The sequence below is a fragment of the Craterilacuibacter sp. genome (genome assembly GCF_051659485.1).
In the GTDB taxonomy this organism is placed as follows: Bacteria; Pseudomonadota; Gammaproteobacteria; order Burkholderiales; family Chromobacteriaceae; genus Craterilacuibacter.
Genome location: NZ_JBOFOO010000347.1, coordinates 1 through 15,299 on the forward strand (window position 1 = coordinate 1; position 15,299 = coordinate 15,299).

At 61.9% G+C, this 15,299-nt stretch carries 16 protein-coding genes; 3 read left to right on the forward strand and 13 right to left on the reverse strand.

Annotated elements, in window-relative coordinates; genetic code table 11:
• Nucleotides 1-809, forward strand: an 809-nt coding sequence (locus ACRC1E_RS11830; RefSeq protein ID WP_438515294.1) for a sensor histidine kinase, incomplete at its 5' end; no start/stop codon positions are given.
• On the opposite strand, the gene ACRC1E_RS11835 is transcribed toward ACRC1E_RS11830, so the two are convergent.
• Nucleotides 776-1,438: a response regulator transcription factor gene (locus tag ACRC1E_RS11835; protein WP_438515295.1), complete on the reverse strand. Its 663-nt coding sequence runs from the start codon at nt 1,436-1,438 to the stop codon at nt 776-778. The genes ACRC1E_RS11830 and ACRC1E_RS11835 overlap by 34 nt on opposite strands.
• A gap of 248 nt (nt 1,439-1,686) precedes the next feature.
• Nucleotides 1,687-4,074, reverse strand: coding sequence for a phosphoenolpyruvate synthase (gene ppsA / locus ACRC1E_RS11840; protein ID WP_438515296.1), 2,388 nt, complete (start codon nt 4,072-4,074; stop codon nt 1,687-1,689).
• 193 nt (nt 4,075-4,267) lie between these two features.
• Here ppsA and ppsR point away from each other — a divergent pair, with 193 nt between their 5' ends.
• Nucleotides 4,268-5,089: a posphoenolpyruvate synthetase regulatory kinase/phosphorylase PpsR gene (gene ppsR / locus ACRC1E_RS11845; RefSeq protein WP_438515297.1), complete on the forward strand. Its 822-nt coding sequence runs from the start codon at nt 4,268-4,270 to the stop codon at nt 5,087-5,089.
• A gap of 74 nt (nt 5,090-5,163) precedes the next feature.
• On the opposite strand, the gene ACRC1E_RS11850 is transcribed toward ppsR, so the two are convergent.
• From ACRC1E_RS11850 to ACRC1E_RS11900, 11 genes are all read right to left on the reverse strand, one after another.
• The gene (locus ACRC1E_RS11850; protein WP_438515298.1) at nt 5,164-6,408 is read right to left on the reverse strand and encodes a dicarboxylate/amino acid:cation symporter; all 1,245 of its coding nucleotides are present in this window, start codon (nt 6,406-6,408) and stop codon (nt 5,164-5,166) included.
• A gap of 123 nt (nt 6,409-6,531) precedes the next feature.
• Entirely contained in the window at nt 6,532-7,323 is a 792-nt protein-coding gene (locus tag ACRC1E_RS11855) for an MBL fold metallo-hydrolase (protein ID WP_438515299.1), read from the reverse strand.
• The gene (locus tag ACRC1E_RS11860; protein ID WP_438515300.1) at nt 7,316-8,095 is read right to left on the reverse strand and encodes a TatD family hydrolase; all 780 of its coding nucleotides are present in this window, start codon (nt 8,093-8,095) and stop codon (nt 7,316-7,318) included. The genes ACRC1E_RS11855 and ACRC1E_RS11860 overlap by 8 nt, the downstream gene beginning before the upstream one ends.
• Before the next feature lie 82 nt (nt 8,096-8,177).
• A complete protein-coding gene (locus ACRC1E_RS11865) occupies nt 8,178-8,558 on the reverse strand; it encodes a PilZ domain-containing protein (RefSeq protein ID WP_438515301.1) in 381 nt (126 codons plus the stop codon).
• A 1-nt stretch (nt 8,559) separates the two neighbouring features.
• Complete coding sequence (locus ACRC1E_RS11870; protein WP_438515302.1) at nt 8,560-9,546, reverse strand: DNA polymerase III subunit delta'; 987 nt, start codon at nt 9,544-9,546, stop codon at nt 8,560-8,562.
• Nucleotides 9,546-10,166, reverse strand: a complete 621-nt coding sequence (gene tmk / locus ACRC1E_RS11875) for a dTMP kinase (protein WP_438515303.1) — start codon at nt 10,164-10,166, stop codon at nt 9,546-9,548. Before tmk ends, ACRC1E_RS11870 begins: the two co-directional genes overlap by 1 nt.
• Entirely contained in the window at nt 10,166-11,158 is a 993-nt protein-coding gene (mltG, locus tag ACRC1E_RS11880; RefSeq protein ID WP_438515304.1) for an endolytic transglycosylase MltG, read from the reverse strand. Before mltG ends, tmk begins: the two co-directional genes overlap by 1 nt.
• Before the next feature lie 53 nt (nt 11,159-11,211).
• Complete coding sequence (locus ACRC1E_RS11885; RefSeq protein ID WP_438515305.1) at nt 11,212-11,745, reverse strand: DUF2946 family protein; 534 nt, start codon at nt 11,743-11,745, stop codon at nt 11,212-11,214.
• Nucleotides 11,746-11,854: 109 nt separating this feature from the next.
• Nucleotides 11,855-13,525 (reverse strand): ABC transporter permease, encoded by a 1,671-nt coding sequence (locus ACRC1E_RS11890; protein WP_438515306.1) that lies wholly within the window; start codon nt 13,523-13,525, stop codon nt 11,855-11,857.
• The gene (locus tag ACRC1E_RS11895) at nt 13,449-14,351 is read right to left on the reverse strand and encodes an ABC transporter permease (protein ID WP_438515307.1); all 903 of its coding nucleotides are present in this window, start codon (nt 14,349-14,351) and stop codon (nt 13,449-13,451) included. Before ACRC1E_RS11895 ends, ACRC1E_RS11890 begins: the two co-directional genes overlap by 77 nt.
• Nucleotides 14,348-15,025, reverse strand: coding sequence for an ABC transporter ATP-binding protein (locus ACRC1E_RS11900; protein ID WP_438515308.1), 678 nt, complete (start codon nt 15,023-15,025; stop codon nt 14,348-14,350). Before ACRC1E_RS11900 ends, ACRC1E_RS11895 begins: the two co-directional genes overlap by 4 nt.
• Here ACRC1E_RS11900 and ACRC1E_RS11905 point away from each other — a divergent pair.
• Nucleotides 15,015-15,299: GDSL-type esterase/lipase family protein (locus ACRC1E_RS11905; protein ID WP_438515309.1), on the forward strand; the 285-nt coding region annotated here is incomplete at its 3' end. The two genes, ACRC1E_RS11900 and ACRC1E_RS11905, sit on opposite strands and share 11 nt — an antisense overlap.

Below are 15,299 nucleotides of genomic sequence, written 5' to 3' on the forward strand. Positions count from 1 at the left end.
GGCTGGAACAAGAGGTGGCTGCACGCACGGCGGCATTAAGCGAGGCGATGGCGCAGGTGGAAGCCGCGCTGCTGCTGGAGCGCCATGCACAGCAGCAACAGCAGCAGTTTCTGGCAACGGTATCGCACGAATTACGCACCCCGCTGGCGGTGATCGACACGGCCGCACAAAACCTGCTGCTGAGTGCGCCGCAAGATACCCCGACCGACGCGCGCACGCGCCGCCGCTACGAGAAAATCCTCAACGCCAGCCGCCGGCTGGCGCTATTGCTGCATGACACGCTGAATGAAAAACGCTTGACGCTCTTGCGCCACCGCGCCGAAACACAGGCCTGCGCCCCTGGCGCGCTGCTGGAAGATGCGGCGCGGGCGGCACAGGCGGTGTCGGACGAACACCGCATCGAGGTCGACAGCAGCGGCTTGCCGCAAAGCTGGAATTGCGACCCGCAGCTAACCATGCTGGCGCTACGCACGCTGGCGGACAATGCGGTCAAGTACACGCCCGCCGGCAGCCATATCGTGCTTGGCGGCCGGCAGGAACAGGGGGCGCTGATTCTGGAGATCAGCGACAACGGGCCGGGCATAGACCCGGACGAGCTGGCGCAGGTATTCGAGCATGGTTACCGGGGGCGAGGCAGCCACACGCAGGCCGGAACCGGCCAGGGCCTGCCGCTGGCGCGCCAGATGATGGCCTGGCAAGGCGGCACGCTGACGCTTAACAACCTGCCGCCCGGCGGCTGCCGCGCTACGCTGCGCCTGCCGCTACAAGCCCCGGTTCAGGAAAGCGTCACAGCCACGGTCAGTGCATAGCCTGCGCGGTGCATGGTTTTGAGCGGTAGCTCGCGGCCGCATTCTTGTTTCCAGCGCAGGCGCAAGCGGCTGATCAGGGTATCGAGGCGGCGCTGGTCGTAGTCGAGCCAGTCGTAACCCAGGGCCGCGACGATCTCGCGCCGGCTGGCGGGCTCGCCCTGAAGCGAAGCCAGGAGGCCGAGAAATTTCAGCTCGGCCGCCGACAATTCCAGCGCACTGCCATCCGGAGCCCGTAACTGCCGCTGCGCGCGATCCAGGCACCACGAGCGCGGCTGCACCCGGCGCGCCAGTGCATGCAGGGTCGCATCCAGCTGCAGCAAGTTCACCGGTTTGACTAGATAGTGGTCGGCGCCTTGTTCCAGCCCGTACACCAGATCGCGGTGACTGCCCAGCGCCGTCAGCATCAGTACGCCGCAGCCGGGGTGCTCGCGCTGCAAACGGCTGGCCACGTCAAAACCACTACCATCCGGCAGCATCACATCGCAGATGGCGATATCGACCTTGCCCAGCAAAGGCAGGCTTTGCGCCACCGTGCCGGCTTCCAGTACCGTCCAGCCTCTATCCTGCAGAAAGTCGGCCAGCTCCTCGCGCAGTTCGGCCTCGTCTTCCAGCAGCAGTAGCGTTCTCATACTTCCATCCTTCTGATTGGCAACTCAAACAAGTAAGGGTGTGCTCACAATTGATAAAAAATTGAATAATACGGGCATAAGCAAGCGGATGCCCGGCTTGCATGTGGCGCCTGATGATAGCGGCAGCCGCAAAGACGGCGTCGCTGACCGTACGCTGAAATTCCTAAGCAGCAACACCCCGCGGGGACAGCGCCATAAAAAACCGCCCTAGCCGTGAGGCGGGGCGGTTTTTTGCCGGAAACCGACGCTTACGCGTTCAGTTCCTTGGCCAGATAGATCCAGGTCTCGACCACGGTGTCCGGGTTGAGCGAGATGGTTTCAATACCCTGCTCGACCAGCCACTTGGCGAAGTCCGGATGATCGGACGGGCCTTGGCCGCAGATGCCGATATATTTATCCAGCTTGCGGCAGGCCTTGATCGCCATCGCCAGCATGGCTTTGACTGCGTCGTCGCGTTCGTCGAACGTAGTCGCAATCGGGCCGCCGGAGTCGCGATCCACGCCCAGCGTCAGCTGGGTCATATCGTTGGAACCGATGGAGAAGCCGTCGAAGTATTCGAGGAACTGCTCGGCCAGAATGGCGTTGGATGGCAGCTCGCACATCATGATCAGGCGCAGGCCGTTTTCGCCACGCTTGAGGCCGAAGCTTTCCAGAATTTCCACGACCTGACGCGCTTCGCTCAGGGTGCGCACGAACGGGATCATCACTTCGACATTGGTCAGACCCATGTCGTCGCGCACCTTCTTCATCGCGCGGCACTCAAGCTCGAAGCAGTCGCGGAAGGCCGGTGCGATATAACGCGCGGCACCACGGAAACCGATCATCGGGTTTTCTTCGTGCGGCTCGTACAGGCTGCCGCCGATCAGGTTGGCGTATTCGTTCGACTTGAAGTCGGACATGCGCACAATGACCTTTTTCGGGGAGAAAGCGGCGGCCAGCGTGGAGATGCCTTCGGCCAGCTTGTCGACGTAGAAGTCAACCGGGCTGGCGTAACCGGCGATACGCTCGCGGATCACCGCCTGCAGTTCGGCCGACTGGCGGTCGAACTCGAGCAGCGCTTTCGGGTGGATACCGATCTGGCGGTTGATCACGAATTCCATCCGTGCCAGACCCACGCCGGCGTTCGGCAACTGGGCGAAGTCGAAGGCCAGTTCCGGGTTGCCCACGTTCATCATGATCTTGACCGGGCTCTTGGGCATGGAGTCGAGCTTCAGATCGATGATTTCGATATCCAGCAGGCCGTCGTAGATCAGGCCGGCATCGCCTTCGGCGCAGGATACGGTCACTTCCATGCCGTCGCGCAGCACGCGGGTGGCATCGCCGCAACCGACAACGGCAGGGATACCCAGTTCACGCGCGATAATCGCGGCGTGGCAGGTACGGCCGCCACGATTGGTGACAATCGCCGCCGCACGCTTCATGACCGGCTCCCAATCCGGGTCGGTCATGTCGGTCACCAGTACATCGCCGGGCTTGACGCTGTCCATTTCGGACACATCGCGCACCAGACGCACCACGCCCTGACCGATTTTCTGGCCAATGGCACGGCCTTCGACCAGCACGGCAGCCTTGCTGTTCAGGCGGTAGCGGCGCAGGGTGTCGACACGGTTTTCCTGCGACTTCACCGTTTCGGGACGGGCTTGCAGGATGTACAGCTTGCCGTCGATACCGTCACGGCCCCACTCGATATCCATCGCACGCTGATAGTGCTTTTCGATGATCTGGGCGTAGTGCGCCAGCTCGGCAACTTCGGCATCGGTGATGGAGAACTGCTTCTGCTCGGCGGCGGATACGTCGATGGTGCGCACCGAACGGCCGGCTTGCGACGCATCGGTGAATTCCATTTTCAGCAGCTTGGAGCCCATGGTCTTGCGCAGGATGGCAGGACGGCCGGCAGCCAGCGTTGGCTTGTGGACATAGAATTCGTCGGGATTGACCGCGCCTTGCACCACGGTTTCGCCCAGACCATAAGACGAGGTGATGAAGACCACCTGGTCAAAACCGGACTCGGTGTCGATGGTAAACATCACACCGGCCGCACCCAGATCGGAGCGCACCATGCGCTGCACACCGGCGGACAAGGCCACCACGTCGTGGGCGAAGCCCTTGTGCACGCGGTAGGAAATGGCACGGTCGTTATACAGCGAAGCAAAGACATGCTTCATCGCGTCCTTGACGTTTTCAAGGCCGCGGATATTCAGGAAGGTTTCTTGCTGGCCGGCGAACGAAGCATCCGGCAAGTCTTCAGCCGTGGCGGAAGAGCGCACGGCCACCGAAATATCGGCACCGCCGGCTTCGGCCACCATCTGGTCCCAGGCTTGCTTGATGTCGGCATCCAGCTTGGCAGGGAACGGGGTATCGATGATCCATTGACGGATCTCTTTACCCACGCGTGCCAGTTCGGTCACATCGTCGATATCAAGCTGGTTCAGCTTCGCATTGATGCGGTCAGCCAGACCATTGTGATTGAGAAAGACGCGGTATGCGTCAGCCGTAGTGGCAAAACCACCGGGGACTCGTACACCGGAACCGGCAAGCTGGCTGATCATTTCACCGAGGGAAGCGTTCTTGCCGCCTACCTGTTCAACGTCAGTCATGCGCAGCTTCTCGAACCAGATCACGTAGCTCTCAGCCATCACTTCTTCTTCCTGTAGTGGATTGGGATGATATCAAGCCCAGAATTCTATACGAATACCTTGCCTTCTGGCTAACGTTTTGCAGTGCATCATTAGCCAACGCTTTCATATGGCATTGCATGCGGTGAAGCGGCCAAGCGCGATATAATGGCAACAAAGCCGACTACCTTACCCGCTCAAGACAGGTGCACTCATGCCACACCGCCGCTCCGCTTTCTTTGTTTCCGACCGCACCGGCATTACCGCCGAGGCCATGGGCTCTACCTTGCTGACGCAATTCGACATGCAGGAATTCAAGCGCGAGACGATTCCCTACATCGATACCGTTGAAAAAGCCGCCGAAGTCGCACAGAAAATCTGCAGCCGCGCCGCCAGCGATCATCACCGCCCCTTGCTGTTTACCAGCATCATCAATCCCGAGGTGCGCGCGCAGCTGAAGCTGGATTGCGCACTGTCCATCGATTTTTTTGAAAGCTTTATCGGCCAGATTGAAAGCGAGCTGGGGCAAAAGGCATCGCAATCCATCGGCAAAACCCATGGGCTAGTCAACGAGGCGCGTTACGACTCGCGCATGGCGGCGGTTAATTTTTCGCTGGATCACGATGACGGGGTGAAGCTGAAGGATCTGGAAGAAGCCGATGTGATTCTGGTCGGCGTATCGCGCTCGGGCAAAACCCCGAGCTGCCTGTATCTGGCGCTGCAATACGGCGTCAAGGCCGCCAACTATCCGCTGACGCCGGAAGACCTGGGCTGCCCGACCCTGCCCAAGACCCTGCTGCCCTTCCGCAACAAGATCTTCGGCCTGACCATAGATCCGCTACGCCTGCACAATATCCGCTCCGAGCGCCGCCGCGACTCCCCTTACGCCAGCATGGAAAACTGCCGCTCCGAGGTCAACGAGGCCGAGTCGATGTTCCGCCAGCACGGCATTCCGTTTATCAGCACCACCCACAAGTCGATAGAGGAAATCTCGACCACCATCCTGCACAAGGCCGGACTCACGCGCCGTTTCTGAACCACAGCAGCAGATCAGGAACCGGATAAAAAAAAGGGAAGCCGTCAGGCTTCCCTTTTTAATCAGCAGCAGGCTCAAACCACCTGTTCTTCGGGCAATTCGAAATCGCCCGCATACACCGCCATCTCCAGCTCGCCCTCGCTCTTGGCCACCAGAACAGCGGCCAGCGTGTCGCCCGAGACATTGGTCGGGGTATTGATCATATCGATGATGCGGTCAACGGCCGCAATCGCCGCGATCACTTCCAGCGGCAGGCCCACCGACGACAGCACCAGACTCATCACCACCAGGCCGGTGCCCGGCACACCGGCCGCACCGATGGCGGCCAGCGTCGTGGTCAGTACCACGGTGATTTTCTGCATCATGGACAGCTCGATACCGTAGGCATTGGCGGCAAAGATCGCGACCGCGCCCAGATAGGTGGCCAGGCCATTCATATTCACCGTCGCGCCCAGCGGCAGTACAAAGGAAGCGATGCTGTTATGCACGCCCAACTGGGTTTCCGCTGCCTTGAGGTTGAGCGGCAGGGTCGCGTTGGAGCTGGTGGTGGAAAAGGCAAACAGCTGCACCGGCAGCATCTTGCGGATGAAGTGCCACGGGTTGAGGCCGAACACCAGCAGCAACATGCTATAGACCACGGTCAGCATGACAAAGCAGGCAAAATAGATCGTCCCCACCAGCGCAGCCAGACCCGACAGGATGGCAAAGCCGTTGTCGGCGGTGACATAGGCCATCAGCGCAAACACGCCATAAGGCGCAAAAGCCAGCGCGATATTCACCAGCTGGAATACGACATGGTTGAGCGAGCGGAAGAAATCCGCCACCACTTCACCCTGCTTGCCGGCCAGATTGATGGACAGGCCGAAGAAGATCGCAAACACGATCACCGGCAGGATGGCGCCATCGGCAAAGGCCTTGAACGGGTTGGCCGGCACGATGCTCATGATGGTGTCGACAAAGGACGGCACCTCGGCGGTTTGCGCCACGGCAGGAAGGGTGTAGCCAAGGCCCGAGCCGATGCCCAGATAACCGGCGATCGTCATCGATAGCGCACCGGCCAGCGCCATGGTCAGCATATACAGCAGCATGGTCTTGCCTGCCACGCGCCCCATTTTTTTCAGGTCACGCATCGCGGTCACGCCGCACACCAGCGATACAAAGATCACCGGCAACACCACCATACGGATCAGGGTGATAAACAGGTCGCCAACCGGCTTGAGATAATGCGCCCAGTCACCCGCCAGAAAGCCGACTGCTACACCTGAAACCAGACCGATCAGAATTTTTGCCCACATCGGCAAAGGGGATCGTAAAGCCATACGCCTCTCCTTGTTCTTTTAACTAGAAACATGGAATTTATAAGGGGGCTTTACTGATAGTCAACAAGGCAAGCAGTCTCTACCATATAAAATACTTATGTCATTGCTTAGCAATCAATTAAATTACATTTGTATTTTTTTGACATCAAAATCCAGCTGCAAACCATCGAAGCCGACTTCAACGCCGGGTGGGCAACGCGCCGACAAGGCAGCGAATTCCAGCTCGTGGGTCATGTGAATCAGCACGGTACGTTCGGCACCGATACGCGCAGCCCACGACAGCGCCTGTGTAAACGACAGATGGGAAAAATACGGCGCCTCGCGCAGGCAGTCGAGAAACAGCAGGCGCACGCCATCGAGCAGGGCCAGACTCTCCTCGGGGATGGCCGAGACATCGGTCAGCCAGGCCATGTCGCCGATGCGCCAGCCCAGACAAGGCCAATGACCGTGCTGCAGCGGAATCGGCGTAATGCCCAGACCGGCGAGGGTCAGCGGCCCTTCTACATCGTGCGGCACCAGCACCGGCTTGTCCCATACCGGCGAAGCCGGCATCAGGCCATAGCCGAAGCGGGCGCGGATATTGTCCATGGTAAAACTATTACCCAGCAGGTCGATGGGCCCGCGCTTCACATAGCAAAAAGCACGCAGATCATCGATGCCGTTGAGGTGGTCGGCATGCGGGTGGGTATACAGCACGGCATCGACCCGGCTGATGCCCTCGCGTAGCGCCTGCGCCCGCAGGTCCGGTCCGGTATCTATCAATAGCCCCAGGCCGCCTGCGCGGATATAGGCCGAGCAGCGGGTACGCTGGTTTTTCGGATTGTCCGAGGTACACGTCGGGCAGACACAGCCTACGGCCGGCGTGCCGGAACTGGAGCCGCAACCGAGCAGGGTAATACTGCCGCGCTCAGACACGCTGGGCTCCGGCCTTGGCAAACAGGCGGAAATAATTGTCGGTGGTGGCCGCGGCGACCTCTTCGAAGCGGATGCCGCGCAAGGTGGCGATGTGTTCGGCCACATGGCGCACAAAAGCCGGCTCATTGGTCTTGCCGCGATACGGCACCGGCGCCAGATACGGCGAATCGGTTTCCACCAGCAAGCGGTCCAGCGGCACTTTCTGCGCCACCTCGTGAATGATTTTGGCGTTTTTGAAAGTCACGATGCCGGACAGCGAAATATAGAAACCCAGATCCAGCGCCGCGCGGGCCACATCCCAATTTTCGGTAAAGCAGTGCATCACGCCACCGGCAGCACCCGCATCTTCGGCGCGCATGATGGCCAGCGTATCCTCGGCCGACTCGCGGGTATGGATCACCAGCGGCAGGCCGGCGCGGCGGGCGGCGCGGATATGGCGCTGAAAACGCTCGTGCTGCCATGCCAGATCGCCCTTGCACCAGTGATAGTCGAGGCCGGTTTCACCGATACCCACCACCCTAGGATGGGCGGCTAGTGCGACCAGCTCGTCCTCGGTCGGCACCTCGGCCTCCTGGCTATCGGGATGCACCCCCACGGTGGCAAACAGGTTGCCATGGGTTTCGGCCAGTGCCAGCACCGCCGGATACTCGGGCATGGCCACCCCGATGACCATGGCGTGCGTCACCCCGGCCGCCTGCATATTGGCCAGCACCTCGGGCAGACGGGCGACCAGATCGGGGAAATTCAGATGGCAGTGGGAATCGACAAGCATGGTTTTTCTTTCGGGACTAGGGAACAGGGCACAGTAGCATCAACACGCCGGATCCCTGTTCCCGGATTCCGGATCCCCTTAATTACATGGTATGTGTATTACGGCTGGAGTTGAGCACCCCGCCCAGCAGCTTTTCTATCCGGTCGCGGGCCTGTATGCCGGCATCCCCGGCGGCAAACTCGACGCCCACGCCCTGAGTGCGGTTATTGTTGGCGCCGGCCGGTGTCAGCCACACCACCTTGCCCTGCACTGCGACTTTCTGCACATCATCCATCAGCGTCAGCAGCAAAAACACCTCGTCACCCAAGGTGTATTCGCGCGCAGACGGGATAAATACCCCGCCATTCTTGAGAAAAGGCATGTAGGCCGAAAACAGTGCACTGCGCTCGCGTATGGATAAGGACAATACCCCGGCACGGGCGACGGGATCATTGCGTTCGGCTGGCGTTTCCAAACTTGTCATATCAGGTCAATACCTTGAGATAGTCCATCAATAGGGCCTCAAGCTGCAGGCGTACATTCAGCGTGTGCTGACCGAAAGGCACTAGCCGGGTGACTTCGCTCTGGCAATGCATCAGCGCCGGCAACTTGGCTCGCCGCGCCAGCGACGAGAGCGCGTCGGCATGTTCTGGATAATAGCGGAGACGGCGGGCCAGACTCAAACCGGCAAGGTCATGCAGCCACTTGGCCAGCCAGTCCAGAGGCACCGACAAGGGTAATTTATGCTTGTCGACCAGCTCGGCCATGTTCAGCATGCTGGTCAGCATGGGGGCGGCCAGCGCCGCAACAAACTGGTCGCGCACCGCCGTCAGCGCCGGGTCGTGATTGAACAAAGGCGCGCCGCCATTGTGTGCCAGCTCGATTTCGGCCCGCGCCACGCCTTGCGATTTCAGCCATGCCAGCGCCACCTCGTGTGACGGACGCGCCAGCGGATACTGGCGGCAACGGCTCTTGATGGTGGGTAGCAAACGTTGTGGCGAATGTGCCACCAATAAGAAGATCACATCGGGTGGCGGCTCTTCCAATACCTTGAGCAAGGCATTGGCCGATGCCAGATTCAGGCTCTCGGCCGGCTCCACCAGCACCACGCGCTGGCCGTGACGGTGCGAGCTGAGTTGCAAAAACTCGATAATCTCGCGCACCGCCTCGATCTTGATCAGCGCCAGCTTGCGCGTGGGCTTGCCTTCCTTGCCCTCTTCTTCACTCTCGACGATGGGCGTCAGACGGCGAAAATCGGGGTGGGAGCCACTGGCAAACCAGCGGCACGACTCGCACTGGCCACAAGCCGAGTGATCGCTTTGTGGGCTGTCGCACAATAGCGCCTGTGCCAGATGCTCGGCAAACTCCAGCTTGCCGCTGCCGGCCATGCCGGTAAACAGCCAGGCATTGGGCAAGCGCGTCAATTCGGTGCCGATGCGCTGCCAGTCAGCCAATTGCCACGGATACAGCATCAGGGCTGCTCCGCCAACTGTGCCAGACGCTGCGCAATATCGGACTGGATGTCGGCGATGCTGCGGGTGGAATCCAGCACATAAAAGCGCGGATTATCGGCGGCGCGTGCGAGATAAGCCGCACGCACGCGACGGTGAAAATCGCCCTCTTCGCGCTCGAAACGGTCCAGCTCGCGCGTGGCCGCCATGCGCTGCGCAGCCACCTCGGTCGGCACATCGAACAACAGGGTCAGATCCGGCTGCAGGCCCTGCTGCACCCAATCTTCCAGCACTGCAATGCGCGCGTTCGCCACTCCGCGCCCACCACCCTGATAGGCAAAAGTCGCGTCGGTAAAACGGTCGGATACCACCCAGCGCCCGGCGACCAGCGCCGGACGTATCACCTCGGCCAGATGCTGCTGCCGGGCAGCAAACATCAGCAATGTTTCGGTCTCCAGCGACACCTCGGTCTCCACCGCCAGCAAGAGTTCGCGCAAACGCTCGCCAAGCCGGGTGCCGCCGGGCTCGCGGGTAAAGCAGGCATCGATGCCCAGTGTCAGCAGTGTCGCGCGGATAAAGCCCAGATGCGTGCTCTTGCCCGCACCGTCTACGCCTTCCAGCGTAATGAAACGTGGCCGCATCACGACCCTTTCTTCAGAATGTACTGCCGCACCGCGGCATTGTGTTCGTCCAGCGTCTCGGAGAAATGCGACTCGCCCTTGCCCTTGGCAACGAAATACAGCGCACGGCTCTCGACCGGATGCGCCGCTGCCTGCAAGGCGGCCATCCCCGGCAGCGAAATCGGTGTCGGCGGCAGGCCGCCACGGGTATAGGTATTGTAAGGCGTATCGCGGCGCAGCCCTTCCTTGCCGATACGGCCCTGATAGCGCTCACCCATGCCGTAGATCACCGATGGATCGGTCTGCAAACGCATGCCTATCTTGAGGCGGTTGGCAAATACCGACGACACCATGGGCCGGTCGCTATCCTTGGATGTTTCCTTCTCGATCAGGCTGGCCATCGTCAATAGCTCGTAAGGCGAGCCATACGGAATGCCGGTTTGGCGCGAATTCCATGCCGACTCCAGATTCTGCTGCATGGTGCGGTATGCACGGCGCAGCACCTCGATATCCGAGGTGCCCGGCGTATAAAAATAGGTGCTGGGGAAAAACATGCCTTCGGCAGCCTGACCGGTCGCGCCCATTTCCGCCATGATGCGCGCCTCGTCCCAAGCGGCCGAAACCTGCTCCAGCCCCCGCTCGCGGGCCAGCGCCTGACGGAACTGACGGAAGGTCCAGCCTTCGATCACGGTGACGCTGGGCTGATCCGGACTGCCCTCGGCCAGACGCTTGAGGATTTCCCACATCGCGACCGGGCTGGAAAACTCGTACAGGCCGGCTTTCACCTTGCGATCGGCACCGGTCATGCGCGACAGCGCCACCATCACCCAGCGGTTACGGATGACGCCATCGTTCTCCAGCACCCGTGCCACTTGCGACAGGGTACGGTTGGGGCCAACCGTTACGTTATAAGGCGTCGCCGGCAGCGACACGGGCACGACCACTACCCACGCCAGCCACAGGGCAGCGGCGGCAAGCATGGCGGCTAAAAAACGAACAAACAGAATGCGCATGAAGCGAAGTCAACCAGCAATTGAATAATGGCAGATGATACCACCCGCACCGCTTAACCGGCATCCGCCAGCGGCACACGGCAGACACCGAATTGCCGCAACAGCGCATCATGCGTCTGCAGGGTCAAGGGCAGCAGCACCGCATCGCACAGCACGCCAGGCGGCAGGGACGCGGCCTCGCCATCCCACTGCGGCAGCATTTCATCCAGCACCAGCGCCAGATCACGGTCATCCACCGCCGCCAGCGTGCCGGCAAAAGCGGCATAGCATTCGCCCTCGGGCGTCAGGTAGAGCGCCGTCACCGCCCCGAATTCACCGGTCGGTGCGGCCTGCCAAGCCCCCGGGTGGCGGCGCAGCACTAAAGGCGCCGCCTCAAGCGCCACATACACCCGCTGCGGCCCGTTTTGCACCCACCAGCACCCGTCCGTGCCGCACTGATAGTTGCGCCCGAAAAAAGCCAGCAAGGCACGCTGGCTCAAGACCTCGCCCTTAAGCCGCCACTGCCCGCGCGCGTCCAGCGCCAGCCAGCCATAGACGGCAGGGACATTCGGCCACTTGGCCATTGCGGCCAGCACTTGTTGGTCCATGGATTTCCTTGTCGATCCAGATTGCCGCATGCGGCGAGGGCGGGATTAGGGAATGGGGAATGGGGAATGGGGAATGGACACACCCATTCCCTACTCCCTAGTCCCTATTTCACAACTCCGCCCTTAGCACCGCCAGCGGCGGCACATTGACGACTTTGGCAAGCAAAGGCCAGCCGGCACCACATACGATGACGATGCCCAATAACGCCCCGCCGGGCAGCAGCCAGCCATTGGGGGCAAACGGCAGCGACAACAGCTCGCTGGCCAGCAGCGCCCCGGTCAGCATCGCGCCACCGCCAGCCAGCGTGCCGGACAAGGCTCCGATAAAGGCCAGTTCCGACAGCAGCACCGTACGCAGTTGCGCGCGCGACGCGCCCAGTGCACGCATCAGTCCCATATCGGCCAGGCGCTCGTGGCGTGTGGCGGCAAAAGTCGCCCACAACACCAGCACCCCGGCCGCCAGCGACAGCAGGAACATCACCTCGACCGCCCGCGACAGCCGGTCTATCACCGCGCGCACTTCGGTGATGATCACGCCGATATCGATCACCGTCAGGTTGGGGAAGCGTGATAGCAGACTACTGACAAAGGCTTCGTCCTCTGCTGCCAGCCGGAAGCTGGTGATATAGCTGGCGCGCTCGCCGGCAAACCAGGCCGGTGGCGCAATCACGAAGAAATTGGCGCGAAAATTGTCCCACGCCACCTGGCGCAGGCTGGTGACCTTGGCCTGATAGTGGCTGCCGGCAATATCGAACGCCAGCGTATCGCCCAGGCGTATGCCCAGCGTCTCGGCCAGACCGGCTTCCACCGAAAACTGCGGCTGCGCTTTCGCCCCCTGCCACCAGCGTCCGGCGACAATCTGGTTACCCGCCGGCAAGGTATCGCGCCACGACAGGTTAAATTCGCGCTCGGCCAAGCGCCGCGCGCGCTCGTCGCTGAAACGCGCCGGATTGACGGCCTTGCCGTTGATGCTCGTCAGCCGCGCCCGCACCATGGGCGACAACTCGGGCACCGTCATGCCCTGCTGCACAAAGCTATCGGTCAGCGCCGCGCGCTGGTCGGCCTGAATATTGATGGCAAACTTATTGGGCGCATCCGGCGGGATACTGGCCTGCCAGCTGCTGATCAGGTCACCGCGCACTACGGTCAGCAACAATAGCGCCATCAGCCCCACCGATAGCGCGACCAGCTGGATCAGCGCCAGCCATGGCCGGCGCGCGAGATTAGCCACACCATGACGCCAGCCCAGGGCACCCGAGCGCCGGGCCAGACGCCGCACCAGCGCCAGCAACAACATGCTCACCAGCGCCACGGCGACAAAAAACCCGCCCAGCGCCGCCAGCAACCAGCCGCCCAATGTCACATCACCCACCTGCCACGCGGCCAGCAGCAGCAAAGCCGCCAGCGCCAGTACCGGTGCCAGCGCCCCGACACGCGGCGACCCCGTTTCGCTACGCATCACCCGAAGCGGCGACACCTGCCGCAAGGCCAGAATCGGCGGCAAGGCCAGCCCCAGCAGCAACACCAGCGACGACACCGGCCCCAGCAGCCATAGCCACAAGGCGGCAGGCGGTAGCTCGGCCACGCCCCAACCGGCGGCGACACTGATCAACAGCCATTGCAGGCCATAACCCAGCACGGCCCCGGCCACACCGCAAGCGAGTGCCAGCAGCGCGAACAGCAAGGCAAATACCTGCCACACCTCACCCGAGCTCATCCCCAGGCAACGCATCACCGCCACACTCTGCCAGTGGCGGGCCAGATAACGGCGCACCGCCATCGCCAACCGCCGCCGCTGCCAGCGCCACCGTCAGCATGGTGGCGATCCCCAGAAAACGGCGCGCCCGCTCCAGTGCTGTCTTCACCTCGGGGCGGGCTTCTTCTATATTTTCCAGCCGCATGCCGGGCTCGAGCCGGCTACCGGCCCAGCGCCGGAATGCCTCCACCGCACGGCCCTCGCCGGCCACCATCAGCCGGTAGCGCGCGCGGCTGCCTTCCTGTATCAGCCCGCTGGCGGCCAGATCGGCCTGATTGAACACCAGCCGCGGCACGAAATTGTATAAGTCCAGCGCACCATCCGGCTCGCGCAGGATTTCGCCGGCAATCAGCAGCTGCAAGCGCCCCACACTCAGGCGCTCCCCCAGTTTCAGCTTGAGGCGCGACAAGAGCCGCGCATCGACCCAGGCTTCGCCGGCCGCCGGCGCAAATGCCCCCTCGCGCACCGTCCCGTCAGCCAGACGCACACTGACTTCGCCGCGCAGCGGATAGGCCGCGCTAACCGCCTTCAGGTTGGACAGCGCCGCTTCCTTGCCGGCAAAACTCATGGACGGAAAACTGACGCTACTGGCCAGCCTCAAGCCCAGCTTCTGTGCCTCGCCCTGCCATGCAGCGGGCAGGGGCGCGTTGGCATTGACCACCACATCGGCAGCCAGCAGACGCGCGCTTTGCTGGCTCAACCCGCGTTCGACCCGGTCGGCAAAAAACGCCACGCTGGTCATGGCACCCACCGCCACCACCAGCGCCAGCAATAGCACACCCAATTCGCCCGAGCGCCATTCGCGCAGCAACAGGCGCAGCGCAAACATCCCGCGTTGCCATAAATTCATCCAAGCGCCCCCTGCAAACGCCCGTCATGCAGGCGGTAGATCGCATCGCAACGCGCCGCCAGATCGGTGTCATGCGTCACCAGCACCAGTGCCGTGCCCTGCTCGGCATTCATCCGGAACAAAAGCTCGATCACCTGCTCGCCCGAGGCCGGGTCCAGACTGCCGGTAGGCTCATCGGCAAACAGAATCTCGGGATTGGTCACAAAGGCGCGCGCCAGTGCCACGCGCTGCTGCTCGCCGCCTGACAGATGGCGCGGATAATGGCGCAAGCGGTGCCCCAGCCCCACCCGCTCCAGGCGCTGAGCGGCCTGTGCCTCGGCATCCTTGTGCCCGCATAGCTCCAGCGGCAGCATCACGTTTTCCAGTGCACTTAATTGCGGCAAAAGCTGGAAGTTCTGAAAGACAAACCCCACCCGCGCACGGCGCAAGGCTGCCCGCGCATCCTCATCCAGACGCGACAGATGCTGGCCGAACAGGCACACGTCGCCGCTACTGGCCTGGTCCAGGCCGGCGAGAATGGCCAGCAGGCTGGACTTGCCCGAACCGGAGGCTCCGACAATGGCAATGCTCTCGCCTTGTGCGACCGAAAGCGTCGCCTCGCGCAGGATGGTCAGCGTCTCGCCGTGATAAGAGACTTGCTTACCCAGCGCACTGGCACTCAAAATGGATGTCATTTCCCGCGAAGAAGTCATCATGTTCCGTCTGGCTATGCTGTGTTTTGTATTGTGGATCGCCCCCTTGCAGGCGGCGACCGTGCTCGTATTCGGCGACAGCCTGTCCGCAGGCTACGGCCTCAAGCCGGGGCAAGGCTGGGTCTCGCTACTGGAGAAACGCCTCCCCCCCAAATATAAGGTGGTTAACGCCTCGCAGTCGGGCGAAACCAGCGCCGGTGGCCTCGCGCGCCTGCCGCAAGCCCTATCCCGCCATCATCCCGACATCGTGATACTG

Bases quoted from the DNA above. Each gene is read 5' to 3' on its own strand.
- ACRC1E_RS11870 (WP_438515302.1), bottom strand. From the start codon at position 9,546: ATGCTGTATCCGTGGCAATTGGCTGACTGGCAGCGCATCGGCACCGAA.
- ACRC1E_RS11885 (WP_438515305.1), bottom strand. From the start codon at position 11,745: ATGGACCAACAAGTGCTGGCCGCAATGGCCAAGTGGCCGAATGTCCCT.
- ACRC1E_RS11850 (WP_438515298.1), bottom strand. From the start codon at position 6,408: ATGGCTTTACGATCCCCTTTGCCGATGTGGGCAAAAATTCTGATCGGT.
- ACRC1E_RS11900 (WP_438515308.1), bottom strand. From the start codon at position 15,025: ATGACATCCATTTTGAGTGCCAGTGCGCTGGGTAAGCAAGTCTCTTAT.
- ACRC1E_RS11835 (WP_438515295.1), bottom strand. From the start codon at position 1,438: ATGAGAACGCTACTGCTGCTGGAAGACGAGGCCGAACTGCGCGAGGAG.
- ACRC1E_RS11865 (WP_438515301.1), bottom strand. From the start codon at position 8,558: ATGACAAGTTTGGAAACGCCAGCCGAACGCAATGATCCCGTCGCCCGT.
- ppsA (WP_438515296.1), bottom strand. From the start codon at position 4,074: ATGGCTGAGAGCTACGTGATCTGGTTCGAGAAGCTGCGCATGACTGAC.
- ACRC1E_RS11860 (WP_438515300.1), bottom strand. From the start codon at position 8,095: ATGCTTGTCGATTCCCACTGCCATCTGAATTTCCCCGATCTGGTCGCC.
- mltG (WP_438515304.1), bottom strand. From the start codon at position 11,158: ATGCGCATTCTGTTTGTTCGTTTTTTAGCCGCCATGCTTGCCGCCGCT.
- ACRC1E_RS11890 (WP_438515306.1), bottom strand. From the start codon at position 13,525: ATGGCGGTGCGCCGTTATCTGGCCCGCCACTGGCAGAGTGTGGCGGTG.
- ACRC1E_RS11895 (WP_438515307.1), bottom strand. From the start codon at position 14,351: ATGAATTTATGGCAACGCGGGATGTTTGCGCTGCGCCTGTTGCTGCGC.
- tmk (WP_438515303.1), bottom strand. From the start codon at position 10,166: ATGCGGCCACGTTTCATTACGCTGGAAGGCGTAGACGGTGCGGGCAAG.
- ppsR (WP_438515297.1), top strand. From the start codon at position 4,268: ATGCCACACCGCCGCTCCGCTTTCTTTGTTTCCGACCGCACCGGCATT.